Origin of the sequence: Verrucosispora sp. WMMA2121 (assembly GCF_027460185.1) — a bacterium.
Taxonomy (GTDB): domain Bacteria; phylum Actinomycetota; class Actinomycetes; order Mycobacteriales; family Micromonosporaceae; genus Micromonospora; species Micromonospora palythoicola.
In genome coordinates, this window is sequence record NZ_JAPZBH010000006.1 from 4,333,143 (window position 1) to 4,355,386 (window position 22,244).

14 protein-coding genes and 1 pseudogene are annotated in these 22,244 nt (G+C 71.0%); 5 read left to right on the forward strand and 10 right to left on the reverse strand.

What is annotated here, in order from left to right; translation table 11 throughout:
- Nucleotides 1-4 precede the first annotated feature (4 nt).
- Together O7605_RS28505 and O7605_RS28510 are read right to left on the reverse strand one after the other, a co-directional pair.
- Entirely contained in the window at nt 5-1,735 is a 1,731-nt protein-coding gene (locus O7605_RS28505; RefSeq protein ID WP_269742050.1) for a 2-isopropylmalate synthase, read from the reverse strand.
- 83 nt (nt 1,736-1,818) lie between these two features.
- Nucleotides 1,819-2,157, reverse strand: a complete 339-nt coding sequence (locus tag O7605_RS28510) for a hydroxyisourate hydrolase (RefSeq protein WP_269742051.1) — start codon at nt 2,155-2,157, stop codon at nt 1,819-1,821.
- A gap of 234 nt (nt 2,158-2,391) precedes the next feature.
- Between O7605_RS28510 and O7605_RS28515 the strand changes: the two genes are divergently transcribed.
- Nucleotides 2,392-2,553, forward strand: a complete 162-nt coding sequence (locus tag O7605_RS28515; protein WP_269742052.1) for a hypothetical protein — start codon at nt 2,392-2,394, stop codon at nt 2,551-2,553.
- A gap of 198 nt (nt 2,554-2,751) precedes the next feature.
- Here O7605_RS28515 and O7605_RS28520 read toward each other — a convergent pair whose 3' ends face one another.
- Nucleotides 2,752-5,961 carry an AfsR/SARP family transcriptional regulator gene (locus O7605_RS28520; RefSeq protein WP_269742053.1) on the reverse strand — a complete coding sequence of 1,070 codons (3,210 nt, stop codon included), beginning with the start codon at nt 5,959-5,961 and terminating at the stop codon, nt 2,752-2,754.
- Nucleotides 5,962-6,356: 395 nt separating this feature from the next.
- Between O7605_RS28520 and O7605_RS28525 the strand changes: the two genes are divergently transcribed.
- From O7605_RS28525 to O7605_RS28535, 3 genes are read left to right on the forward strand one after another with little or no spacing between them, the layout of a single operon-like run.
- A complete protein-coding gene (locus tag O7605_RS28525) occupies nt 6,357-7,607 on the forward strand; it encodes a 3-hydroxyacyl-CoA dehydrogenase NAD-binding domain-containing protein (RefSeq protein WP_269742054.1) in 1,251 nt (416 codons plus the stop codon).
- On the forward strand, nt 7,604-8,956 hold the full coding sequence (gene ccrA, locus O7605_RS28530) for a crotonyl-CoA carboxylase/reductase (protein ID WP_269742055.1): 1,353 nt from the start codon (nt 7,604-7,606) through the stop codon (nt 8,954-8,956). The genes O7605_RS28525 and ccrA overlap by 4 nt, the downstream gene beginning before the upstream one ends.
- Nucleotides 8,953-9,717: a thioesterase II family protein gene (locus tag O7605_RS28535; RefSeq protein ID WP_269742056.1), complete on the forward strand. Its 765-nt coding sequence runs from the start codon at nt 8,953-8,955 to the stop codon at nt 9,715-9,717. The genes ccrA and O7605_RS28535 overlap by 4 nt, the downstream gene beginning before the upstream one ends.
- A 43-nt stretch (nt 9,718-9,760) precedes the next feature.
- Here the strand turns inward: O7605_RS28535 and O7605_RS28540 are convergent, their stop codons facing one another.
- Nucleotides 9,761-10,492, reverse strand: a complete 732-nt coding sequence (locus O7605_RS28540) for a helix-turn-helix domain-containing protein (RefSeq protein ID WP_269742057.1) — start codon at nt 10,490-10,492, stop codon at nt 9,761-9,763.
- 220 nt (nt 10,493-10,712) lie between these two features.
- Here O7605_RS28540 and O7605_RS28545 point away from each other — a divergent pair, with 220 nt between their 5' ends.
- Nucleotides 10,713-11,387, forward strand: coding sequence for a DUF4097 family beta strand repeat-containing protein (locus tag O7605_RS28545; RefSeq protein WP_332317158.1), 675 nt, complete (start codon nt 10,713-10,715; stop codon nt 11,385-11,387).
- Between the two features lie 151 nt (nt 11,388-11,538).
- Here O7605_RS28545 and O7605_RS28550 read toward each other — a convergent pair whose 3' ends face one another.
- The 6 genes and pseudogenes from O7605_RS28550 to O7605_RS28575 form a co-directional block, all read right to left on the reverse strand.
- Entirely contained in the window at nt 11,539-12,771 is a 1,233-nt protein-coding gene (locus O7605_RS28550) for an acetylornithine transaminase (RefSeq protein WP_269742058.1), read from the reverse strand.
- Entirely contained in the window at nt 12,755-13,522 is a 768-nt protein-coding gene (locus O7605_RS28555; RefSeq protein ID WP_269742059.1) for a thioesterase II family protein, read from the reverse strand. The genes O7605_RS28550 and O7605_RS28555 overlap by 17 nt, the downstream gene beginning before the upstream one ends.
- Nucleotides 13,523-13,564: 42 nt before the next feature.
- Complete coding sequence (locus O7605_RS28560; RefSeq protein WP_269742060.1) at nt 13,565-14,911, reverse strand: lysine N(6)-hydroxylase/L-ornithine N(5)-oxygenase family protein; 1,347 nt, start codon at nt 14,909-14,911, stop codon at nt 13,565-13,567.
- A 164-nt stretch (nt 14,912-15,075) separates the two neighbouring features.
- Entirely contained in the window at nt 15,076-15,660 is a 585-nt protein-coding gene (locus tag O7605_RS28565; RefSeq protein WP_269742061.1) for a DUF1579 family protein, read from the reverse strand.
- A gap of 79 nt (nt 15,661-15,739) precedes the next feature.
- On the reverse strand, nt 15,740-18,970 hold the full coding sequence (locus tag O7605_RS28570) for an AMP-binding protein (RefSeq protein WP_269742062.1): 3,231 nt from the start codon (nt 18,968-18,970) through the stop codon (nt 15,740-15,742).
- Between the two features lie 187 nt (nt 18,971-19,157).
- Nucleotides 19,158-22,148 (reverse strand): annotated as a pseudogene (locus O7605_RS28575) (type I polyketide synthase); the annotation flags it as partial.
- Nucleotides 22,149-22,244: the final 96 nt, after the last annotated feature.

The window sequence follows — 22,244 nt, forward strand, 5'->3', positions numbered from 1 at the left end:
GTGCTCACCCGACCCGGGCGTAGCGTGGCGTGACCGCCGGTGCCTGGTCCTGCCGCGGTGGCGACGCCAGCGGGGTCCGACCGACCCGGGCCACCGCCGAGCGCACCGCGGCCGACACCGCCGCCGGCAGGTCGGCCTCGATGCCGGCGCCCCACAGGGTCTCCTCGCCCACCCGCAGCTCCGCGTACACGACCAGGCCGGTCGAGTCGGCCAGCCCGGTGCCGGTGCGGTGCACCGCCCGCACCTCGACGCCCCAGCGGGCCAACGACCGCCCGATCCGTTCCAACTCGTCGGTGCGTTGCCCACCGACGGTGAACGCGGCACCGTCGATGTGCAGATACGCGGACACCGGACGGGCCGTCGCCACCGGCACCACCATCAGCGACCCGGACACGTACTCGTCGCGGAACAGGGCGCACACCCGCTCGGGGTCGATCTCGCCGCCCTCGGCATCGGCGTAGGACTGCACCAGGCCGGCGAACTCCAGCTGCAGCTCCCGCGGCGGATGCAGCCCGAGCCGGGAACTCAACACGTACGCCACCCCGCCCTTGCCGGACTGGCTGTTGATCCGCACCACACTCTCGTAGGCGCGACCCACGTCCTGCGGGTCGATCGGCAGATAGGGAATCTCCCAGGCGACCTCGTCCACCGGGACGCCCTGCTCGGCCGCGACCCGGCTCTGCTCGGCGAAGCCCTTGTTGATGGCGTCCTGGTGGGAGCCGGAGAAGGCGGTGTAGGCCAGGTCCCCGGCGTACGGGTGCCGGGGGTGCACCGGCAGGTCGGTGCACCGCTCGGCGGTGCGCCGGATCCGGTCCAGACCGGAGAAGTCGATGCCCGGGTCGACACCCTGGCTGAACAGGTTCAACCCCAGCGTCACCAGGTCGACGTTGCCGGCCCGCTCGCCGTTGCCGAACAGGCAGCCCTCGATGCGCTCGGCACCGGCGAGCACGGCCATCTCCGCGGTGGCCACCCCGGTGCCCCGGTCGTTGTGCGGATGCACCGACAGGCACAGGTGCTCGCGCCGGCTCAGATGCCGGTCCATCCACTCGATCCGGTCGGCGAAGACGTTGGGCATGGTGCGTTCGACGGTGGTCGGGAAGTTCAGGATGATCGGCCGGCCGGGCTCCGGCTGCCACACGTCCATCACCGCCTCGCAGACCTCCAGGGAGAAGTCCGCCTCGGTGTCGTTGAACAGCTCGGGCGAGTACTGGTAGCCCAGGTCGCAGTCGGCGAGGCTCTCCTCGGCGTACTTCATCATCAGCTGCGTGCCGTGCACGGCGAGCTGCCGGCACCCGTCCCGGTCGACGCCGAGCACCATCCGGCGGAACAGCGGCGAGGTCGCGTTGTAGAGGTGCACGGTGGCGCGCGCCGCGCCGACCAGGCTCTGCACGGTGCGCCGGATCAGGTCGTCGCGCGCCTGGACCAACACGGTGATCCGTACGTCGTCGGGGATCAGGTCCTTCTCGATGAGCAGCCGCAGGAAGTCGTGGTCGTCCCTGCTCGCCGACGGAAAGCCGACCTCGATCTCCCGGTAACCCATCGTCACCAGCAACCGGAACATGCTCAGCTTCCGGGCCGGGTCCATCGGGTTGACGAGCGACTGGTTGCCGTCGCGAAGGTCGGTCGAGAGCCAGCGGGGGGCCGCGGCGATGACCCGATCCGGCCAGGTGCGGTCCGGCAGCGGCTCATGGACGGCCGGCCGGTAGCGCTTCACCGCGTTGGAAAAGGAATGCATGCTGTCCTCCTTGATCATCGCCGCGGCGTGGTGGTTCGTCGCGGCGCTTCAGCACGACGGCGCGCGCGGCGCGCCCTTCGATGTCAGCTGCGAGCACCGAGAAACATCGAGCACGAGTACGGCGCCAGCAGCACCTGGATCTCACAGGCGTCCGTCTCGTCGAGGAGCCCGACGACAACCGCGATCTCGGGGTAGGTGGTGCTGACTCCGAGGTTGGCGAAATAGGAGCCGCTGTCGAAAACGACGCGGTAGTCACCCTTGACCAGTCGACTGTCCGTCCAGTCGAGGATGTGGCCGGCGTCGTCGGTCGCCGTGCCGGCCACCGGCTCCCAGCCTCTGGTCGTACGCCGCTCCAGCCGCGCCGGAACTCCGGCAGCAGGTCGGCCGTATACCACATCAAGGGCCTGCGCAGTGACCTTCATCGAATTTTGCTCCTGTTCAGCCCGCGACTGCGCGGGCGCCTGGTTTCCGCGATCATCGAATGGGCCGCTATCGCCGTGCATTCGAATGCCTATCGTCGCGGCCGTGGCCGAGCATCGGAGGCAGAAAAGAAGTCAATAGTGCGCCAATGGACCGGGGCCATAACTTCGTTTCCAGAACCGCTGCCGCACCGCTCTCAAGGCAGCCGGTAATCCGCTAAGAAACGAGGATTAACCATGCGTTCAACTGCTGCTCACATCGCCAAGGCCATTGTCGCCGGTTTGTTCGGTATCGGGCTCGCCCTGGCCGGTGCCTCCGCCGCACAAGCCGACACCACGCTCTCCGCCGGCGAGACGACCGTGAACTCGACCACGCTGGACAACTGGCCCTGGACCTGATCGACGCCGCACCGGACGGAACGCCTCACAACTACGGATCCGCGCTGCCGAACGACCCGCCACAGCAGAAAGACGGTGTGCAGGCTTATCGCCCGCACACCGTCTTTTTGCAATTGTGGTGCCGCAACCGGCACCACGGTTGCCCCGCCGAGCGGAAAGGCCGACACCGCCGGCCATTCGCCCGGCCCGTGGCGGCGGCTACGTCGCGGTCATCTCGTGGTGGGCTGGCGTGGCCGTCGCCTCGCTCTCCGCCGGCTCGGCGTACCGTTGGTCGCCACCACCGGCGGCGGCGTACGCCTCGCTGAGCATGGCCAGCACCCGCGCCTCGAACGTCGGCGCCTGGATGCTGCGGAACAGGCTCAGGGCCCGGTTCAGGTGCACCACCGCCTGCGGTGCCTTACCGACCGCCAGGTCCAACTCGCCCAGGCTGCGTTCGACCCGCGCCTCGATCATCCGCTCGCCCGTGCTGGACGCCAGCCTCCGCGCTTCGGTGAGCGCGCGGCCCGCCTGCTCGTGGTCGCCGGAGCACAGGTGGGCCAGGCCCAGTCCGTGCAGCGCGTAGGCCTGGCCGATCGGATCACCCAGGTCACGCACCACGGTCAGGGTCTCGTCGAACGCCGTCACGGCCGCCGCGTGGTCCCCGGCGCTCAGGTGCGCGTCGGCCAGCCGGAGCAGCACCTGCGCCTCGACGCGCCGGCTGCCAGCCTGTCGACTCAGCTCCAACGCGCGCGGCAATATCCGCTTGGCCTCCTCCGGGTTGCCGCGTTCCAGCGCGGTCTGCGCCATGCTGTTCAGCACGTAGGCCGCCGCGGTCAGGTCACCGGCGGCGAGCAGCACGTGCAACGCACTCTCGTAGCGACGCGTCGCGTTGTCGAAGTCGCTGGCGATCCGGTCCAGATAGGCCAGTTGGCGGCTGACCAGGGCGACCCCGTGCTCGGCACCGAGCTGTTTGAACAGCAGCTCGGACTGCTCCAGATTCTCCCGCGCGTCGGTGAAGCGCTTCTCGACGATGCCGAGCGAGCCGGTGGAGTACAGCATCACCGCCTCGCCGCGCTGATCGCCAACGGATCGGCACGCGGCCAGGGCCACCCGGTGGGTCTCTCGCCAGTCGTCGAGATAGATCCGCGACTCGAACAGGGTCACCGACGTGAACGCGAGGTCCCAGCACAGCTCGACCAGGCCGACCTTGACCGTCTGGCGCACGGCGGCGACCAGGTTCAGGCGCTCGCGCTCCAGCCAGCCCAGCGGATCACGGATGATCCGCGCCACCACCTTCGGGGCGAACGTCCACCGCTCGGCCTGACTGTGCACCTGCCGAGTGTCGCAACCGTGCAACCGCTCGTGCGCCTGCTCGGCGAGGAAGAGCAGCCCGCCGAGCACCCGCGCCAAGGCCGCGCTGTGGTCGGTGGCGCACTCCTCCGCGGCCAGCCGTTCCCGAGCGAACACCCGGATGAGATCGTGAAGCCGGTACTGGGCGCGCGGACCCCCCTCGGTGCCGGTGATCTCGACCAGCTGCGCGTCGACCAGCTCATCGAGCAGGTCCTGCGCGTCGGCCAGCGGCTGGTCGAGCAGCGCGGCGCTGACCCAGCCACCGAAGGCCGGGAAATCGAGCAGGGCCAGCCGGCGGAACAGCCGGCGGGCCTCATCGGCCAGGTTGTCGTAGGTGAGCGAGATGCTCACCCGGATCCCCAGGGCACCGTGCTTGAGCTCGTCGAGTCGGCGGGATTCGTTCTCCAGACGGCTGGCGAGCTGCTCCACCGTCCAGTGCGGGCGCGCCGACAGCCGCGCGCCGGCGATCCGCAACGCCAGCGGCAGCTGCCCGCACAGCTCGGCCAGCTCGGCCGCCGCGTCCGCCTCGGCCTGCACCCGGTCGCCCCCGGCTATCCGCGACAACAGCGCGATCGACTGGACCGAGTCGAAGACGTCCACCTCGATGTGCACCGCGCCCGGGAGCCCGGCCAGGCGCCGCCGGCTGGTGACCAGCACCGCGGAGCTGGGGTTGCCCGGCAGCAGCGGCAGCAGTTGCGTCTCGCTGCCGGCGTTGTCCAGCACGACCAGGATGCGCCGGTCGGCCAGCAGGTCGCGGTACATCTCCGCGCGCTCCTCCAACTCGTCCGGGATCGCGTTGCCCGGCACGCCGAGGCCGCGCAGGAAGCGTTCCAGCACCTGGGTCGGACTGGCCTGCCGGGACGCACCGCCGTGCAGGTCGGCGAAGAGCTGGCCGTCCGGATAGCGCCAGGTGAGCCGGTGCGCGACGTGTACGCACAGCGAGGTCTTGCCGATGCCGGGCTTGCCGGCGACCACGACGATCGGCACCGCCAACTGAGCTGGGTTCTCCGCGGCCTCGGCGAGCCTTTCCTGAATTTCCTGGACCTGTTCGGTGCGACCGGTGAAGTCCGCGATGTCGGTGGGCAGCAGACTCGGGCCGCCACCGGTGACCGGCAGGGGCACGCCGACGCCGGTGACCGGCAGCTTCGGGCCGCCGCCGGTCACCGGCAGGATCGGATCGACGTCGGTGACCGGCAGGATGTTGCCGTCGGCGGCCGGCAGGGGCGGGCCGACGCCGTCGGGCGCCGCCTGCTCGGCGATGACGACCGGCGGCGGGATCCCCACCGGCTCGGCCACGACGGGTCGCCCGATCTCGATCCGCTCCGGGGGCAGCGGCGCGTCGAGCCCGATGTCGGAGCCGAGGATCGAGCGTTCCAACCGCTGCAACCGCTCGCTGGGCTCCAGGCCGAGGTCCTCGATCAGAATCCGGCGGGCCGAGCGGTAGCACTCCAGCGCCTCGGCCTGCCGGCCGGACCGGTAGAGCGCGAGCATCAGCTGCCCGCGCAGCCGTTCGCGCAGCGGATGGGCGGCGACCAGCCCGGTCAGCTCGGCGATCACGTCATCGTGTCGACCCAGGGCGAGCTCGAAGTCGATGCACTCCTCGGTGGCGGCCAGCCGGCGCTCGACGAGCCGGTCGGCGGCCGCGCGCAGTGGTTCGCTGTCCAGGCCCTCCAGCGGCGCGCCGCGCCACATGCGCAGCGCCTCGCGGTAGAGCCGCACGGCCTCGTCCTTGTCGGCGGTCGCGCCCGCCCGGCCGAGCAACGACTCGTACCGTTGCAGATCGACATCGTCATCGGGCACTTCCAGGGCGTACCCCTGGTGCCGCGTGGTGATCGCCTCCGGGCGCCCGTTGGCCGCCAGCAGCCGGCGGAGCGCGGACACACAGATCTGCACCTGGGCACGGGCGCTGTTGGGCAGCCGCTCGCCGTAGACCGCGGTCACCAGTCGCCCGACCGAGATCACCCGGCGCGGTTCCAGGGCAAGGCTGGCCAGGACGATCTGCTGGCGATGACCCCCCAGGTCGAGGCGACCCCCGTCGTCGTCGACCGCTTCCAGCGGACCGAGTACCCGGAATTCCATCGGCCCGCCTACCCTGCGCCACCGTGACGTATTCGTCCCGATGGGGTAGCCATACTCACGACTTGTCGACGCCTGCCCTGCGAATCAACATATCTGCCCCAATTTCGGTGGCCACACCACAATGCACCCCTCGACCGTGTGTCACATTGAGATTACGAACGCATCCATGGTCGCCGCTACCTCATAACCAGAGCACTTCGTCCAATCAGGACTGTCCGTTCAATCGATTGTGCTACGACGTACGGTGTGGGCCCGGTGACGGAACGCAGCGCTGCTCGGTGATTCGCGGCAGTCGACCCGAATGGACACCGCCTAACCCTTAGCAGCCCCGGATTTTCCGGCAGGCGGAGAAAAGGGGTGCCGCCGGCATCAGACCCGCTCTTAGCGTAGCGGGCATGCAGGATCAAACGGCGACAGCTCTCGTGGTGGAGTATCTCAACCGCGCCGCCGCTCACCACGGTGAGGGCCATGTGACCCGCGACGACGTCGACACCGCCATGCGCCTCGGCTGCGGCCTGCCGCAGGGTCCACTCGCTCATCTCGACGACCTCGGCATCGACGTCGCCATCGCCATGCTCGACGACGCCGGGATCCGGCCCGCGGCGATTCTCATCCGGATGGCGTGCGACGGTCGGCTGGGCCGCCGCGTCGGCCGCGGCTTCTACGACTACGACCGACCGGACATCGGCCAGACCGGCGCCCCGCAGGACTCCGGTCCGTCGGGTGCCCCGCGTCCACCGCGCCGACTCGGCGTCGTCGGGTCGGGCACCATGGCACGCGGCATCGCGCAGGTCGGCGCCGTCGCCGGCCTGCACACCACGGTGGTGGCCCGGACCGACGAGCGGGCCGCCCTGGCCCGGGCGCAGATCGGCCGCTCGCTCACCGCCGCGGTGTCGCGCGGCCGCCTCGACGAGCCGACCCAGATGACCGCCGAGGAGTGCCTGACCACCTCGGCCGACCAGGCCGCACTCGCCGGTTGCGACGTCGTCGTCGAGGCGGTGGCCGAGGACGCCGACATCAAGCGGCGGGTGTTCGCCGCGCTGGCCGCCGCCTGCCCGACCGACACGGTGCTCGCCACCACCACCTCGAGCCTGTCCGTCGCCGCGTGCGCGGCCGCCGCCGGCCGTCCCGCCGACGTGCTCGGTCTGCACTTCTTCAACCCGGCACCGGCGATGCGGCTGGTCGAGATCGCCGCCACCGCGACCACCTCGGCGCAGACGGTGGCGACGGCGCACGCCCTGGTGCGGCGCCTGGGCAAGGTCTCCGTGCACAGTGCGGACCGGTGCGGATTCATCGTCAACTACCTGCTGTTCGGCTATCTCAACCGCGCCATCACCCTGCTGGAGCGCGGTGCGGTGCGGGCCGAGGAGTTCGACGCCACGATCCGCGCCGAGTTCGGCTATCCGATGGGCCCGTTCGCGCTGCTCGACACCATCGGACTCGACGTGTCGCTGGCCATTCTGCGCCGGCTCCACGACGAATTCGGCGAGCCCTGCTTCGCCCCCGCGCCGGCCCTGTCCGCGCTGGTCGCCGCCGGGCGGCTGGGTCGCAAGACCGGCACCGGCTTCCTGAGCGAGATCCCTCGAACCCGGCCACGGCAGACGGCGATGGCCGGCAACGCCGTCGCCACAGGTGGTGTCCGATGAACGCGAACTTCGCCGCGGCGGTCGTGGCCGCGCCCGACGCCGCGGCGGTGGCCGCCATACCGGTACCGGAGTACTACCGAGGAGCCGTGCTGCTCGAAGAGGACCAGCACATGTTCGACGACATCCCGCTCGCCGAGCGCGAACCGGCCAAGGCTTTGCACGTGCGCGACGTGCCGACCCCGGAGCCAGGGCCCGGTGAGGCGCTGATCGCCGTGATGGCGAGTGCGGTCAACTACAACACCGTGTGGAGCGCGCTGTTCGCACCGGTGCCCACCTTCAGCTTCCTGCGCCGTTACGCCCGCACCGGTGATCTCGCCGCCCGGCACGCCCAGCCGTACCACGTGATCGGCTCCGACCTCGCCGGCGTCGTCCTGCGCACCGGCCCGGGGGTGCAGCGTTGGCGCCCGGGTGATCGCGTGGTCGCGCACTGCCTGTCGGTACAGCTACAGCACCCGGACGGCCACGACGACAGCATGCTGGACCCGGAACAGCGCATCTGGGGGTACGAGACGAACTTCGGTGGGCTCGCCGACCTGGCGCTGGTGAACGCGAACCAACTCATGCCGAAGGCGACGCACCTGACCTGGGAGGAGGCCGCGTCGCCCGGGCTGGTCAACTCCACCGTCTATCGGCAGCTGGTGTCACCGCACGGCGCGGGCATGCGCCTCGGCGACAACGTGCTGATCTGGGGCGCGGCTGGCGGCCTGGGCTCGTTCGCCGTGCAGTACGCGCTGTGCGGGGGTGCCACTCCGATATGCGTGGTCTCCAGCCCCGAGAAGGCTGAGGTGTGCCGGCGCATGGGTGCCGAGGCGGTCATCGACCGGGAGGCCGAGGCCTACCGGTTCTGGCGCGACGAGACCACCCAGGACCCGCGCGAGTGGCGCCGGTTCGGCCAGCGAATCCGGGAGCTGACCGGAGGAGAGGATCCCGACATCGTCTTCGAGCACCCCGGGCGCGAGACGTTCGGCGCGTCCGTCTATGTCGCCCGCCGTGGCGGCACCGTGGTGACCTGTGCCTCCACCAGCGGGTACGAGCACCAGTTCGACAACCGCCATCTGTGGATGAGTCTCAAGCGGATCGTCGGGACGCACTTCGCCAACTACCGTGAGGCATGGCAGGCCAACCGGCTCGTCGTGCGGGGCCGCATCCACCCGACGCTGTCCGTCACCTATCCCCTCGACGACGTCGGTCGGGCCGTCGACGACCTGCACCGCAACCGACATCAGGGCAAGGTCGGCGTGCTCTGCCTGGCAGCCGCCGAGGGCGGCGGCGTCGAGGACCCCGAACTGCGGGAGCGGCAGCTGACCGCGATCAACCGGTTCCGGCCGCCGGCCGGGTGCGCGGCATGAACGGTCCCGATCCACGCTGGATCCGGCGGTACCACCGCGGGCCGGAAGCCGGCGTCACCCTCGTCTGTCTGGCCCACGCCGGTGGCTCGGCCAGCTTCTTCTACCCGTTCTCGGCAGCCCTGTCCCGCTCGGTCGACGTGGTGGCCGTGCAGTACCCGGGCCGCCAGGACCGCCACGACGAACCGCAGGTCGACAGCGTGGCGGCGCTCGCCGCGGCGGTGGCCGAGCAGCTGGCCGCCTTCGGCCCGCGACCGGTCGCGCTGTTCGGGCACAGCATGGGCGCGCTCGTGGGTTACGAAACCGCGCTGCTGCTGGAACAGGCCGGCCACCAGCCGACACACCTGTTCGCGTCCGGCCGGCGGGCCCCGTCGACGAGCCGGCCGGAGGCGGTCCATCGACTCAGCGACAACGGGCTGGTCGCCCACGTGCAGGAACTCGACGGCGACGCCGGCGTCGCCGAGGCGCTCAACGATCCCGACGTGCGAGCCATGGCGCTACCCGCGCTGCGGACCGACTACCGCGCCGTGGAGACCTACCCGGTCACGGCCGGCCCGCCGCTGCGCTGCCCGATCACCGTGCTCACCGGCCGCGACGACCCGGTGGTCAGCGCCGCCGAAGCGGCCGCCTGGCAGGGGCACACCCTCGGCGGCTTCGAGTGTCTGACCTTCCCGGGCCGGCACTTCTTCGTGGCCACCCACCGTGACGCGGTCGTGTCCGAGATCGAACGCCGGCTCGTCGCGGTGCCGAGCGCTCCCCGCTGAAGCCACGGGAATGCGCCGGGAGGGTCGGAAACCACCACGCTCATCAGGCGTCGCTCCGGGTGGTCTCCAGTTTCGTGTGCAGGATGTCGCGGGCCTGACCCGCGGCCCGGGCGATGCTCTCCGAGACGAAGTCGACGAAGCGGGCGATGTTCTCCAGCCGGGTGGCGGCCGGGGTGCCACGGCCGAGGACACCCACACCCTGCCGGGCGATCTCGCCGAGGTGGGCGGTGGCTCGGGCGCTGGCCATCACCGACTCGTACAGCACGTCGTCGTCGACGACGTAGCGTTCGCGACGTCGTTCGTCACGTTCCCGGCGGACCAGGCCCTGGCTGTCGAGAAAGGCGACCGCCTTGGAGACCGACGCCGGACTCACCCGCAGACGCCCCACCAGCTCCGAGGCGCTGAGGCTGCCGGTGTCGGTGGTGAAGAGGCAGGCCAGCGTCCGGGCCGTCATCCGGGGCAGCCCCGACTGCATGAAGACCGTGGCGAAGGTCTCCTCGTACTCCTGCACGGCCTCGGCGTCACGACCGTGCGCCTGCGGCGGTGTGTCGGCACGCCCGGGAGTGGCCTTCCGGCGGCGCCGGACGCGTCGCTCGGTGGCGTGGTGAGCGAGGTCGGCGCGGTAGGCGGTGGGACCGCCGTTGCGCATCACCTCGCGGGTGATGGTCGAGGTCGGCCGGTTGAGCCGCCGGGCGATCGCCGCGTAGGCGAGGCCGTCGGCCAACCCGAGGGCGATCTGCTGGCGCTCGGGTTGAGTGAGCCTACCTCCCGGCATCATGGCCTCCTTCCGTGCTCCGCACCGGCCCCGAGCATAGCGTTCACTTGCCTGCTATTGCAACGGGTTCACCGAGCCAAGTTGCATTGAACGCTGTCCCATTGCAACGAAATAACTGCTCTGAGCTGCTGATACGACCTTGGAGTGCAACGGCAGTGTTGCCGTCCAGCTGAAAGCAACGTAGTGTTTCCTGCATCGGAAACATCAGTCAGGAGGAGTCATGATGCAGAGGTTCGACACCCCCGCCGCCATCTCGGCCGTGCTCGACATCCCCGCGGGACGCATCCAGATCATTGCCGCCGACCGCACCGACACGACCGTGGAAATCCTGCCCACCGACGCCGGCAAGTCCCGCGACGTGACCGCGGCCGAGCGCGTCGTGGTCACCTTCGACGACGGTGTCCTGCGCGTCCAGGCGGCGGAGCCGGCACGGCGGATCCTCGGCTCGTCCGGGTCCGTCGAGGTGACGGTGCAGCTGCCCGCCGGCTCACGGGTCGAGGCGGAGGCCGCCAGCGTCGAGTTCCGCGGCGTCGGCCGCCTCGGCGACGTCACCTTCGACGGCGCGGAGGGCGCGGTGAAGCTCGACGAGACCGCGCAGGCCCGCCTGACCCTGCAGTCGGGCGACATCACCGTCGGCCGTCTCGGCGGGCCCGGGCAGATCAGCACCCAGCGGGGCAACCTGACCGTCGCCGAGGCCGTCGCCGGCACCGTCACGCTGCGCACCGAGCAGGGCAACATCACGATCGGTGCCGCCCGCGACAGCTCGGCCACCCTGGACGCCGGCACCACGTACGGCCGCGTGCGCAACGAGCTCCGCAACACCGACGGCGCCGCCGCCGGCCTGAACATCCACGCGACCACCGCCTACGGTGACATCGCCGCCCGCAGCCTGTAGGGGTCGCCGGCCACGGCCGACCCGGCGGTGACGAGCCGAGCCACCCGCACCACCCCTGCTTCCCACTCCCCCGTCCCGGGCGGCGTGCGCCGACACCACCGTCGGCGTACGCCGCCCGTCGGTGGTGTCGAGCCAGGGAAGGTAGTGCCGCTCAGGCCGCCTCGGGCACCAGCAACCGCGCCGGTGGTCTCGGCCCGGGATCGGCGACAAGTGCCCGCGCGAGCGCGTCGACGAAGGCGTCTGCCTGAGCCGCGGTGAGCACCAGGGGCGGCGCGAGCCGGATCACGGCGGGCTGAACGGCGTCGACCAGAAAGCCGGCCGTCCGCAGCCAGTCGGTCACCGGCACGGCGACCGGTTCGGTGAGCGCGATGCCGAGCAGCAGCCCGGCGCCACGCACCCCGGCGATCAGCGGGTGCGCGACCGCCTCGATGCCGGCGCGCAGCCGGTCGCCGACCCGCTTGACGTGGTCGAGCAGGCCCATGCCGGCGATGGTGCGGATGACCGCCAACCCAGCCGCGCAGCTGAGCGGGCTGCCACCGACGGTGGTCCCGTGGGCACCGGTGGCCAGCAGGTCCGCCGCCGTCCCGAACGCCAGGCAGGCCCCGAGGGGCAGGCCGCCGCCGAGGCCCTGGGCCAGGGTGACGAAGTCCGGCGCGATCCCCTCGCTCTGGTGGTGGAACCAGTACCCGGTGCGGCCGAGGGCGGTGTGCACCTCGTCCAGCACCAGCAACGCCCCGGTCGCCGTACAGATCGTGCGAGCCGCCGCGAGGTAACCGGGAGGCGGTACCAGCACGCCGTTCTCGCCCTGGATCGCCTCCAGGATCACCATCGCCGTGCTGTCGCTGACCGCGCCGCGCAGTGCCTCGACGTCACCGAACGGGACGTGGGTGACGGCGTCCGGCAGCGTCCGGAACGGATGCGCCCGGCCCGGCTGACCGGTGAACGCGAGCGTCCCCATGGTCCGGCCGTGGAAGGCCCCGGTCGTCGCGACCACCTCGGACCGGCCGGTGAGCCGCGCGACCTGGAACGCCGTCTCGTTCGCCTCGGCACCGGAGTCGGTGAACACCACCCGCCCCGGCCCGGTCAGGGCCAGCAGCAGTTCGCCGAGCAGCACGGTCGGCTCGGCCACGTCCCGGCTGGATACGTGGCCGAGCGTCGCGGCCTGCCTGGACACCGCGTTCACGACGGCCGGGTGGGCATGCCCCAGCACGTTCGTCGCGGCGCCGCCCATCAGGTCGAGGTACTCCCGGCCGGCGTCGTCGGTCACCACCGCGCCACTGCCCTTGACCAGAGCCAGACCCGGGGTGCCGTAACTGCTCACCGTCGTGCGCGACCAGCGTTCGGTGAGTGCTCTGCGGCCACCGCCGTCATCGCGGATCGCCATCACGGCCTCCCGGCGCCCAGATCCGCGCCATGTCCGTCAGCAGCCTGCTCTCCTCGTCCCTGAGATAGAAGTGCCCCCCGGGAAACAGCCGGAGCTGGAAGGGACCGCGCGTGACGGCCGCCCACCCCCGCATCTGCTCCGGGCTGATCGCGGAGTCCTGCTCACCCAGGTACCCGAACACCGGGCAGTCGAGCGGCGGCCGACGCCCGCCTCGGTAGTCGTTCACCAGCTCAAGGTCCGCGCGGATGGCGGGCAACGCGAACTCCCGCAGTTCCAGGTCGGCGAAGACCTCCGTACGGCTCGCGTCGTGGCGGACGATCTCGGCGATGATCTCGTCATCGGTGTATCTGAACCGTGGCTGGTCGACCAGCGCCGCGGGAGGAAGCCGGGCCGACACGCACAGCGCGGCCGGGGGACGACCCCGCCGGTGCAGGCGCACGGCCACCTCGTGTGCCACCGACGCGCCCATGCTGTGCCCGAACAGCACGATCCGCTGCCCGGCCAGCCCGTCGAGCACGTCGGTCACGTCGTCCGCCAGAGCCTCGATACTGGACGGGAACGGCTCGCTGAGGCGGTCCTCCCGGCCCGGGTACCGGATGCCAAGCACGCCGACGTCCGTCGGCAGGCTCCCCGGCCAGGTGCGGTACGCGCTCGCCCAGCCGCCGGCATGGGGAAAACAGACGAGCTTCGTCGTACACCCCTCGCCGTCGTGGAAGCGACGTATCCACCGGTCCTTCGTCAGGGTTCTCATCACACCGTCTCCTCTCCAGGTCGCGGCGGCCGCACGCGACGGCTAACGGACTCCGCCCGCGGCCCTGGCGTACATGGAGCGCTTGTCGTTTCGTCCGGCACTCCGGGCGAGGATCGAGTCGACGATCTCGCCGCTGCGTACGGCGATGTTCGACAGCAGCGAGGAACTGAGGCCGTGGGTGTGCTCGGTGCCGCCCTGCAGGTAGATGCCGCAGGGCACGTCCGGGGTGGTGGCGATGCGGTAGTCACGTTCCATCCGGAGCCGACCAGCCTCGTCCCGCAGACAGTGCTCGTCGAGCGCGCAGAGCAGCCCCGTGGGCTCCATCGAGTCGTAGCCGGTCGCGCAGACGAGGGCGTCCACCTCGAGCTCGTCCTTCTCGCCGGCGGGGCCGCCCCGGAGAAAGACGCGGGTCTCGGCGCCCGAGCGCTTCACCCCGTCCACCCTGGTCAGGTTGAGGAAGTGGAGCCGGTCGACGCCGCGCACCTCGTCGTCGTACGCCCTGCGGTAGAGATCCCGGATCACCTCGTCGTCGACCACCGCGTAGTTCGTGTTGCGGTGATACCGCCAGAACGCCTCGCGCGTCTGGTCGGAGCCGAAGTAGTAGTGGTCCACGGCCCGGGGATCGAAGATCTGGTTCGCGAACGGCGTGGCGTCGGCGATGGAGTAGCCGTAGGACGGGATGATCGCCGAAACCTGGGCGTGCGGAAGTTCGTCGTACAGGAATCTGGTGATCTCGGCGGCGCTCTGGCCCGCCCCGACCACCGCCACCCGCCGCAGCTCGCGCGGGTCCATGCGGCGGAACTTCTGCAGGAACTCCGAACTGTGCCAGACCCGCTCGTCACTCGTGATCCCGTCGAGCATCTTCGGGACCAGGCCCGTCGAGATCACCACGTTGCGGGCCTCGACCACCCGGCTGACCTGGCCGGTGACGTCCGCGACGGTCAGCCGCAGCCGGTCCGGTCGCGCCGTGGGGTCGACCGGTGCCAGGCGCAGCGAGGTCACCGCCGAGCCGTACGAGACGCGGCCGGCCACCCGGGACTGCGCCCACTCGAGGTACTGGTGGAACTCCTGGCGGGTCGGGAAGAAGTCCTGGTTGTTGACGAACTGCGAGAGCCGTCCCGCCGCGTGCAGGAAGGAGATGAAGCTGAAGCTCGACGTCGGATTGCGGAAGGTCACCAGGTCCTTGAGGAACGAGATCTGCATGGTCGCCGAGGGCAGCAACATGTCGCGGTGCCAGCCGAACTGCGGCTGACGCTCGAAGAAGTGATTGCTGAGCGCACGTTCCGGCTCGTCCAGTGCGCGCTCCTCCAGGGCGATGGAAAGCGACAGGTTGGACGGTCCGAACCCGATGCCGACCACGTCGTAGATCTCATGTTCACGATTCGTCATGAATACTCTCCCGCTGGCATGGCCGCACGACGCGCTGTTCGTATGTCGGCCGGCAATAGTGGCTCTGCGGGATCCCCGGCGGGCGATCGCCCGCCGGGGATCCCCGGGTCAGTGAGCGAAACCCGGTACCTGGTTGCAACCGTCGACCGGTGACGACACGTTCGTCACCGGACGCAGGACGACTCGGACAGCACGCTGGCTGCGCCCGGCTCCGCCCCCAGGCTGATCGTCGCCTGCACCGTGAAGGCGTCCCTGGCGGTCTTGGTGATCGTGGTGGTCAGCGGCAGCGAGGTGCCGTCCGGCTGGATCAGCACGCCGGTCGAGGTGAGCGTGTCGTCGACCCACCCGGGGGTCGTCTGCGCGCCGCGCTGACCGGAGCTGTCGAAGCGGTCCGCCGTGAAGAGGCCCTGCTGGGCGTCCCAACCCCAGATGTACTCGGCCGAGGCGATCGGCGTACCGTCGATGGTGTTCGTCTCCTGCCACCGCATGAAGTTCCCGTCGAGGATGAACTTGGCGGTCGACTGGGTGTCGAACGCCAACTGGCTGCCGTCCGGCAGGGTCGTCGCCCCGGTGCAGGTCCACTTACCTTTCAGCTTCTTCAGCGGCTGGAGCGCGGAGGTCGGCGCCACCCCCTGAGCCGACGAGCCGAACGACTCGGTGGCCTGGGCGACGGCCGGGCTCAGCACCGCCGCGGCGAGCAGCGCCACGCCGGTGACGGCCGCTGTTGTCGAAGAAATCCTCATTGGCATCCACGTCCTCCTATACTTTCGCGCCATCGACATGTCGATGTCGCTGGGATGTGATCCGGCTGAGCGAGCGGCTGCCCGCTCAGACGATTGCTCCGCCTTTCGTCCGCCGGCGCAGCGCGGGCCTGCTCGACTTGTTGAGGTTCTCCCAACGCTGGGACAGGCCGGCGACGGTGCGCGCGGCGAACAACGTGCGGATGGAAACTTCCAGGTGCAGCTCCGCGCGGATCAGTCCGACGAGTCTGATCGCCCGCAGTGAGTTGCCCCCGAGATCGAAGAAGTCCTCGTCGATCCCGATCCGGTCCAGTTCGAGAACGTCGGCGAAGAGCTTCGCCAGGACCTGCTCGGTATGGTTGCGCGGCGCCCGGTACGAACCGTCGCGGAACTCGGGCACCGGTAGCCGGGTCCGGTCCACCCGGCCACCGGCCGTGACCGGCAGCCGCTCCAGCACCACGAAGGCCGAGGGCACCAGGGACTCGGGCACCCGCCCGGCGACGAAGCGGCTGAGCTCCTCGTGGACGGCATCGGTGCCGGAATCCGCGGCGCCGGCGGCCGTCGCGTCGCGGGCGGGCACCGGGACCACGTACGCCACCAGGCGCTGCTGGCCGGCGGGGTCGGCACCGACGTCCACGAACGACTGCGCGAGCCGGGGATGCTCGGCGAGCACCTCCTCGATGTGACCGGTGTCGACCTGGGCGCCACCGAGACTGGCCCGACCACCGGCCCGGCCCACGTACTCCAACCGGCCGTCGGCGCCCCACCGGGCTCGGTCACCGGTGCGGTACATGCGCCCGCCCGCCGGCCCGAACGGGCAGGCCACGAACCGTTGTGCGGTGTGCCCGGACCGCCGGGCGTATCCGCGCGCGACGGCCGGGCCGGCCACGTACAGCTCACCGACCACGCCGTCCGGCACCGGCGTCAGCCCGGGGCCCAGCACGTAGCGAGCCACGCCGTCGGTCAGTCCGGCGGCGGCCGCGAGCCGCTGCTCGTCGGTCGCCGCGCCGCGCGCCCGGACCAGGGCGGTGGCGCCGACCGGACCGTGACCGTTGACGATCGACAGCCCCGGACAGGCCGCGCGGACCCGCTGCATGGCGGTCGCGGTCACCTGGTCGGCCGGGATCCACACCTGGCTCAGTCCCGCCAGGGCGTCGGGGCGTTCGGCGGCGACGGCGGAGAACAGCTGCGCGCTCAGCCAGACGACGGAGATCTGGTGTGCCGACCGGATCGCGGTGAGCCCGTCGAGGTCCATCCCGGTCTGCTCGGCCACGACGACCCGGCCGCCGGTGAGCAGGGGCAGCCACAGTTCGAGGGCGAGTGCGTCGGAGGCGGGCGACGTGTGCCACAGGACGGTGTCGCGGCTGTCGCGTGGCCAGTGTCGGTCCAGGACGAACCGCGCCAGGTTCCGCTGGGTGACCACGACGCCGGTGTCCGGGTCGGCCGAGGCGCAGCCGTACAGCACGGCGACCGCGCCGTCGGCGGGTGCCCGGGCGGGCTCGGCACCATCGGTGGCGGCCGCCTCGAGGTCGTGGCACATCACCACCGGCACCGTCGAATCGGCCCGCAGCCGGTCGGCCGGCGCGGCGTCGACGAGCAGCATGCCCGCGTCGGACGTGTCGAGCTGCGAGCGGAGCTGGTCGGCCGGCAGGCCCGGGTCGACCGGCAGGTAGGCGGCACCCGCCCGGACCACGCCCAGGAGCGCGACGACCAGGTCCACCGATCGGGGCATCGCCACCGCCACGACCGTCTCGGGTCCGATGCCGCGACCACGCAGCGCCCCGGCCAGCCGACCGGATCGCTCGTCCAGTTGCCGATAGGAGATCGACGAGTCGCCGGTCACGAGGGCGACCGCGTCGGGATCCCGCGCCACCCGTCGGGCGAACAGCTCCGGAATCGTCGGAGCCGGGGCCGTCGTCACCTCCCGTGCCGTCAGCATCCGGTCCCGCTCGGTGTCGCCGGCCACGTCCAACGCGCCGATCGGCTGTGCGCCGGCGGCGACCACGGCCCGGATGAACGCGATCAGGTCCTCGCCGATCAGGCGCAGCTCCGCCCGCGAGTACAGGCTCGCCGCCGCGTCCAACCGGATGAACAGGTCGCTGTCGGGAGTTCCGTCGCGGTAGACGCCGATCGAGAGTTCGTTGAAGCTCCCGGTCGTCGCCCCGGAGTAGCGCGCCGGATGGTCGGCGAAGTGGATCTGGTCGACGAACTCGATGACGTTCATGACCACGCCGAAGCTCCCGCGTTCGCTGGGAGTCACCGCGACCGCGCGTTGGATGTCGGAGTAGTGGCGCAGTGTGTGCCCGGAGATCTCGTAGGTCTCCTCGACGATCGCGTCGGCCAGCTCGGCGACGGTCGTGCTCATCGGGACGCGGACCCGCACCGGCACCACGTTGACGGCCAGCCCGGGGGTCGTGCCCGCCGGTCCGCTCCGGTTGCCGGCGGCCAGGGAGAGCAGGAACTCGGGCAGGTCGCAGCGGTGCCGCAGGAACGCCGCCGCGGCCGTGGTCAGCATGGACGACATCCACACACCCATCGAATCCGCGGCGGCGGCCCACGCGTCGGCCTCGGCTCGCGCGACGGTAAGCGTCCGGCTGGCCATGCCGATCGCGCCGGCCACCTCGGCCCAGCTGTCCGCGCTGCTCATCGGGGTTTCCAGCTCGGCTCGCCGCGCATCGGGGACGACGATCCGGGGAACCTGCGCCGGCGGGGGCGCTTCCTTCAGGTAGTCGCGCCAGAACTCGGCGTCCGCGGTCGACTGATCCGAGGCGAGGTACTCGGTGGCGATCGCCGCGAACGACTCGACGTCCCAGCGGTGCGGCAGCGCCGGGATCTCCTGCCCCCGTACCAGAGCCGTGTACACCTCGGCCAGGCGCCGCGACAGCAGGCCGCCGGCGCCGTAGCCGTCGGCGACGAGGTGGTGGTAGGCGATCACCAGGAGCGACCGGTTCGCGGCGAGCTTGACCACGCCCAGCCGGAACAGCACGTCGCGCGACACGTCGAACGGCTTGCTGATCATTTCGGCCAGGGCGTCCCGCGCGGCCCGCTCGGGATCGTCGGTGTCCGCGAGGTCCAGGAAGAACGGTCGCCAGTCGCCCAGCTCCCGGGGTACCAGCCTCAGTCCGGCGCCGTCGTCGACGAAGGTGACCCGAAGGATCTCCGCCTCGTCGAGGACGTGCCGGAACGCGGACGCGATGGCTGTCTCGTCCAGCTCACCCGCCACGTCCCACATCGTCAGCGCGTGGTTGAGCGTGGCGGACGCCATGCCGTCCGCCAGCCACAGTCCCTTGTGTGCGGGCGAAGCATCGAACGAGCGCACACGAATCACCCCTCAGCAATAGCGCGGGAATCGAAGAAATTCGCCAACCACCTCCCACATTCCGTGAGGTGATCCAGCTTTACAAGCCATTTGGAAAGCGGAGGCGGCAAGCTCACCGCCCTTACCCGTCTCGTCCCGCTGGCGGGACAATGCATCGGCGACGGAGCCCGGAAAGCCCCTTTTTTCCTTAGTGCTGGTCGCTGCCCGCAAGGGTGGACACGATGTGCCCGGCAACCATTCGTGGTGACGGATGGCGCAGCACCAGGTTCGCCCGGAGTTTGACACCCGTCGAGGTGGTGAGACGCTTACTCAACTCCATGGAGAGCAGTGAATCGAACCCGATCTCCTTGAACTGCTGGTCCGGGTTGATGCTCGTGCCGCAGCTGCGGCCCAGCACGACGGCGACCTTGTCGAGGACGTGCGCCAGGACGAGTGCCGTCGCGTCCTCCGCCGGCAGGGCGGAGATCTGGTCGGACAGGGGCGCCTGCGGCTCGTCGACCGTCGGTGGCACCGTGGCCGGCAACTCCGGCGCGGCCTCGCGGCGTACGGAGTCCACCCAGTAGCGTTGCCGCTGGAAGGCGTAGGTCGGCAGGTCCACCCGACGGCTCGGCCCGATCAGCGCGCTCCAGTCCACCGTCCCGCCACGGGCATGAAGGTGGGCGAGCGAACCGAGCAACGCCGCCACCTCCTCCCGATCGCGGCGGGTCGACGACAGCACCAGCGCGTCGTCGAGGTCCTCGACGATCTCCTGCACCGGAACGGTCAGCACCGGATGCGGACTCATCTCGATGAATAGCCGGAATCCGTCCTCGGTCGAGCGTCGCACGGCGGAATCGAACAGCACCCTTTCGCGCAGATTGTCGTACCAGTAATCCCGGTCGAGTTCGGCGGTGTCCAGGCGCGTGCCGTGCAGCGTCGAATAGAGGGGCACCGGGGCGGTGACCGGAGCCACGCCGTCCAGCGCATCGATCACCTTGTCGCGTACCCGGGCCACCTGATGGGAATGCGACGCGTAGTCGACGGAAATTCTGCGCGCCTGGATGTCGTCGGCCTTCATCGCGTCGATGAACTCGTCGAGCGCCGCCGGCTCACCGGACACCACCACCGAGCGAGGTCCGTTGACGACAGCGATGCTCACCCGGCCCTGCCACGGGGCCAGGCGCTGCGCCACGACATCGACGCCGGCCACCACCGAACCCATGCCACCGTGTCCGATCAGATCCACGAGTGCCTGGCTACGCAGCGCCACGATCCGGGTGGCGTCCCGCAGGGACAGGGCGCCGCAGACATGGGCCGCGGCGATCTCGCCCTGGCTGTGCCCGATCACCGCGGCCGGCACGACCCCCCATGATCGCCACAGGGCGGCCATGGACACCATCACCGAGAACAGCACCGGTTGCACCACGTCGACCCGGTCCAGCGTCGGCGCCCCGGGCACCCCCCGCATGACGTCCAGCAGGGACCAGTCGACCCACTCGGCCAGCGCCGCGGCGCACTCGTCGAAGCTGGTGGCGAAGGCCGGGAAGGAGTCGTACAACTGCCGGCCCATGCCGATCCACTGCGAGCCCTGCCCGGGGAACAGGAAGACGGCCCCGCCCAGGTTGCCGGCGACCCCGCGCACCACCGAGGGAGAGTCGGTGCCGTCGCGTACCGCCCTCAGGCCCTGCAGCAGTTCGTCCCGATCGTGGCCCAGCACGACCGCCCGGTGCGGGAACCGGGTGCGGTGCGAGATCAACGAGGACGCGACGTCGGCGACATCGACGGCGGGATCACCGGCGACGAAGTCGTGCAACCTGGCGGCCTGCTGCGCCACGGCGGCGGCGCTCTTGCCCGACACCACCCACGGCGCCAGCCCGCCGAGCACCGTGGCGCGCGGGCGGTGGTCGTCCGCCTCGGCCGCCGCCGGCTCCTCGAGGATGACGTGGGCGTTGGTGCCGCTGACTCCGAACGACGACACCGCGGCCCGCCGCGGACCGTCCGCCGGTTCCCACTCGCGCCCCTCGACCAGGAGCTGGACGGCACCGGAGGACCAGTCCACGTGCCCGGAGGGTGCGCCGACGTGCAGCGTCTTCGGCAGGTACCGGTGGCGCATCGCCAGCACCGCCTTGATGACCCCGGCGACGCCGGCCGCGGCCTGGGCGTGGCCGATGTTGGACTTCAGGGAGCCCAGCCAGACCGGACGGCCCGCCGTCCGGTCCCGGCCGTAGGTCGCGAGCAGCGCCCCGGCCTCGATCGGGTCGCCCAGCACCGTTCCGGTGCCGTGCGCCTCGACCAGGTCCACCTCGGACGCCGACACCCCGGCGTTGACCAGCGCCCGCCGGATGACCTCCTCCTGGGCCCGGCCGTTGGGGGCGGTCAGCCCGTTGCTGGCGCCGTCCTGGTTCACCGCCGATCCGCGCAGCACGGCCAGCACCGGATGGCCGTTGCGGCGCGCGTCCGACAGTCGCTCCAGCAGCAGCACGCCCACCCCCTCGGCCCAACCCGTCCCGTCGGCGCCGTCCGCGAAGGACTTGCACCGGCCGTCGGGCGCCAGCCCGCGCTGTCGGGAGAACTCCACGAAGATCGAGGGCGTCGACATCACCAACGCCCCGCCGGCCAGCGCGAGCGAACACTCCCCCGCCCGCAGCGACTGCGCCGCCAGGTGCAGGGCCACCAGCGACGAGGAACACGCCGTGTCGATCGACACCGCCGGCCCGGTCAGCCCCAGCTCGTACGCCACCCGGCCGGAGGCGACGCTCAGGGTGCTGCCCTGCAGCAGGTAACCCTCCAGTTCGCTGGGGCCGTCCAGGAGTCGGGTCCCGTACTCCGACGAGCTCACCCCGGTGAACACGCCGACCTCGGCACCACGTACCTCGGCGGGCACGATGCCGGCCCGCTCGAACGCCTCCCACGAGGTCTCCAGCAGCAGCCGTTGCTGCGGATCGACGGCCAGCGCCTCGCGCGGGGAGATGCCGAAGAAGTCGGCGTCGAACCCGGCCATGTCGGTGAGGAACCCGCCCTGCCGCACGTACGAGCTTCCCGTGGTGTCGGGGTCGGGGTGGTAGACGTCGCGCCAGCCACGATCGGTGGGGAAGTCCGACACGACGTCCCGGCCGGCGCGGATCACCTCCCACAGTTCCTCCGGTGACGAGACACCGCCCGGGTAGCGACAGGCCATCGCCACCACCGCGATCGGCTCACCACGGCCGGCCTTCAGGGCGTCGTTCTCCTGGCGGAGCCGGTCACGCTCGGCCAGCAGGGCGCGCAGGGCCTGTTGCACCCGGTCCCCGCCCGC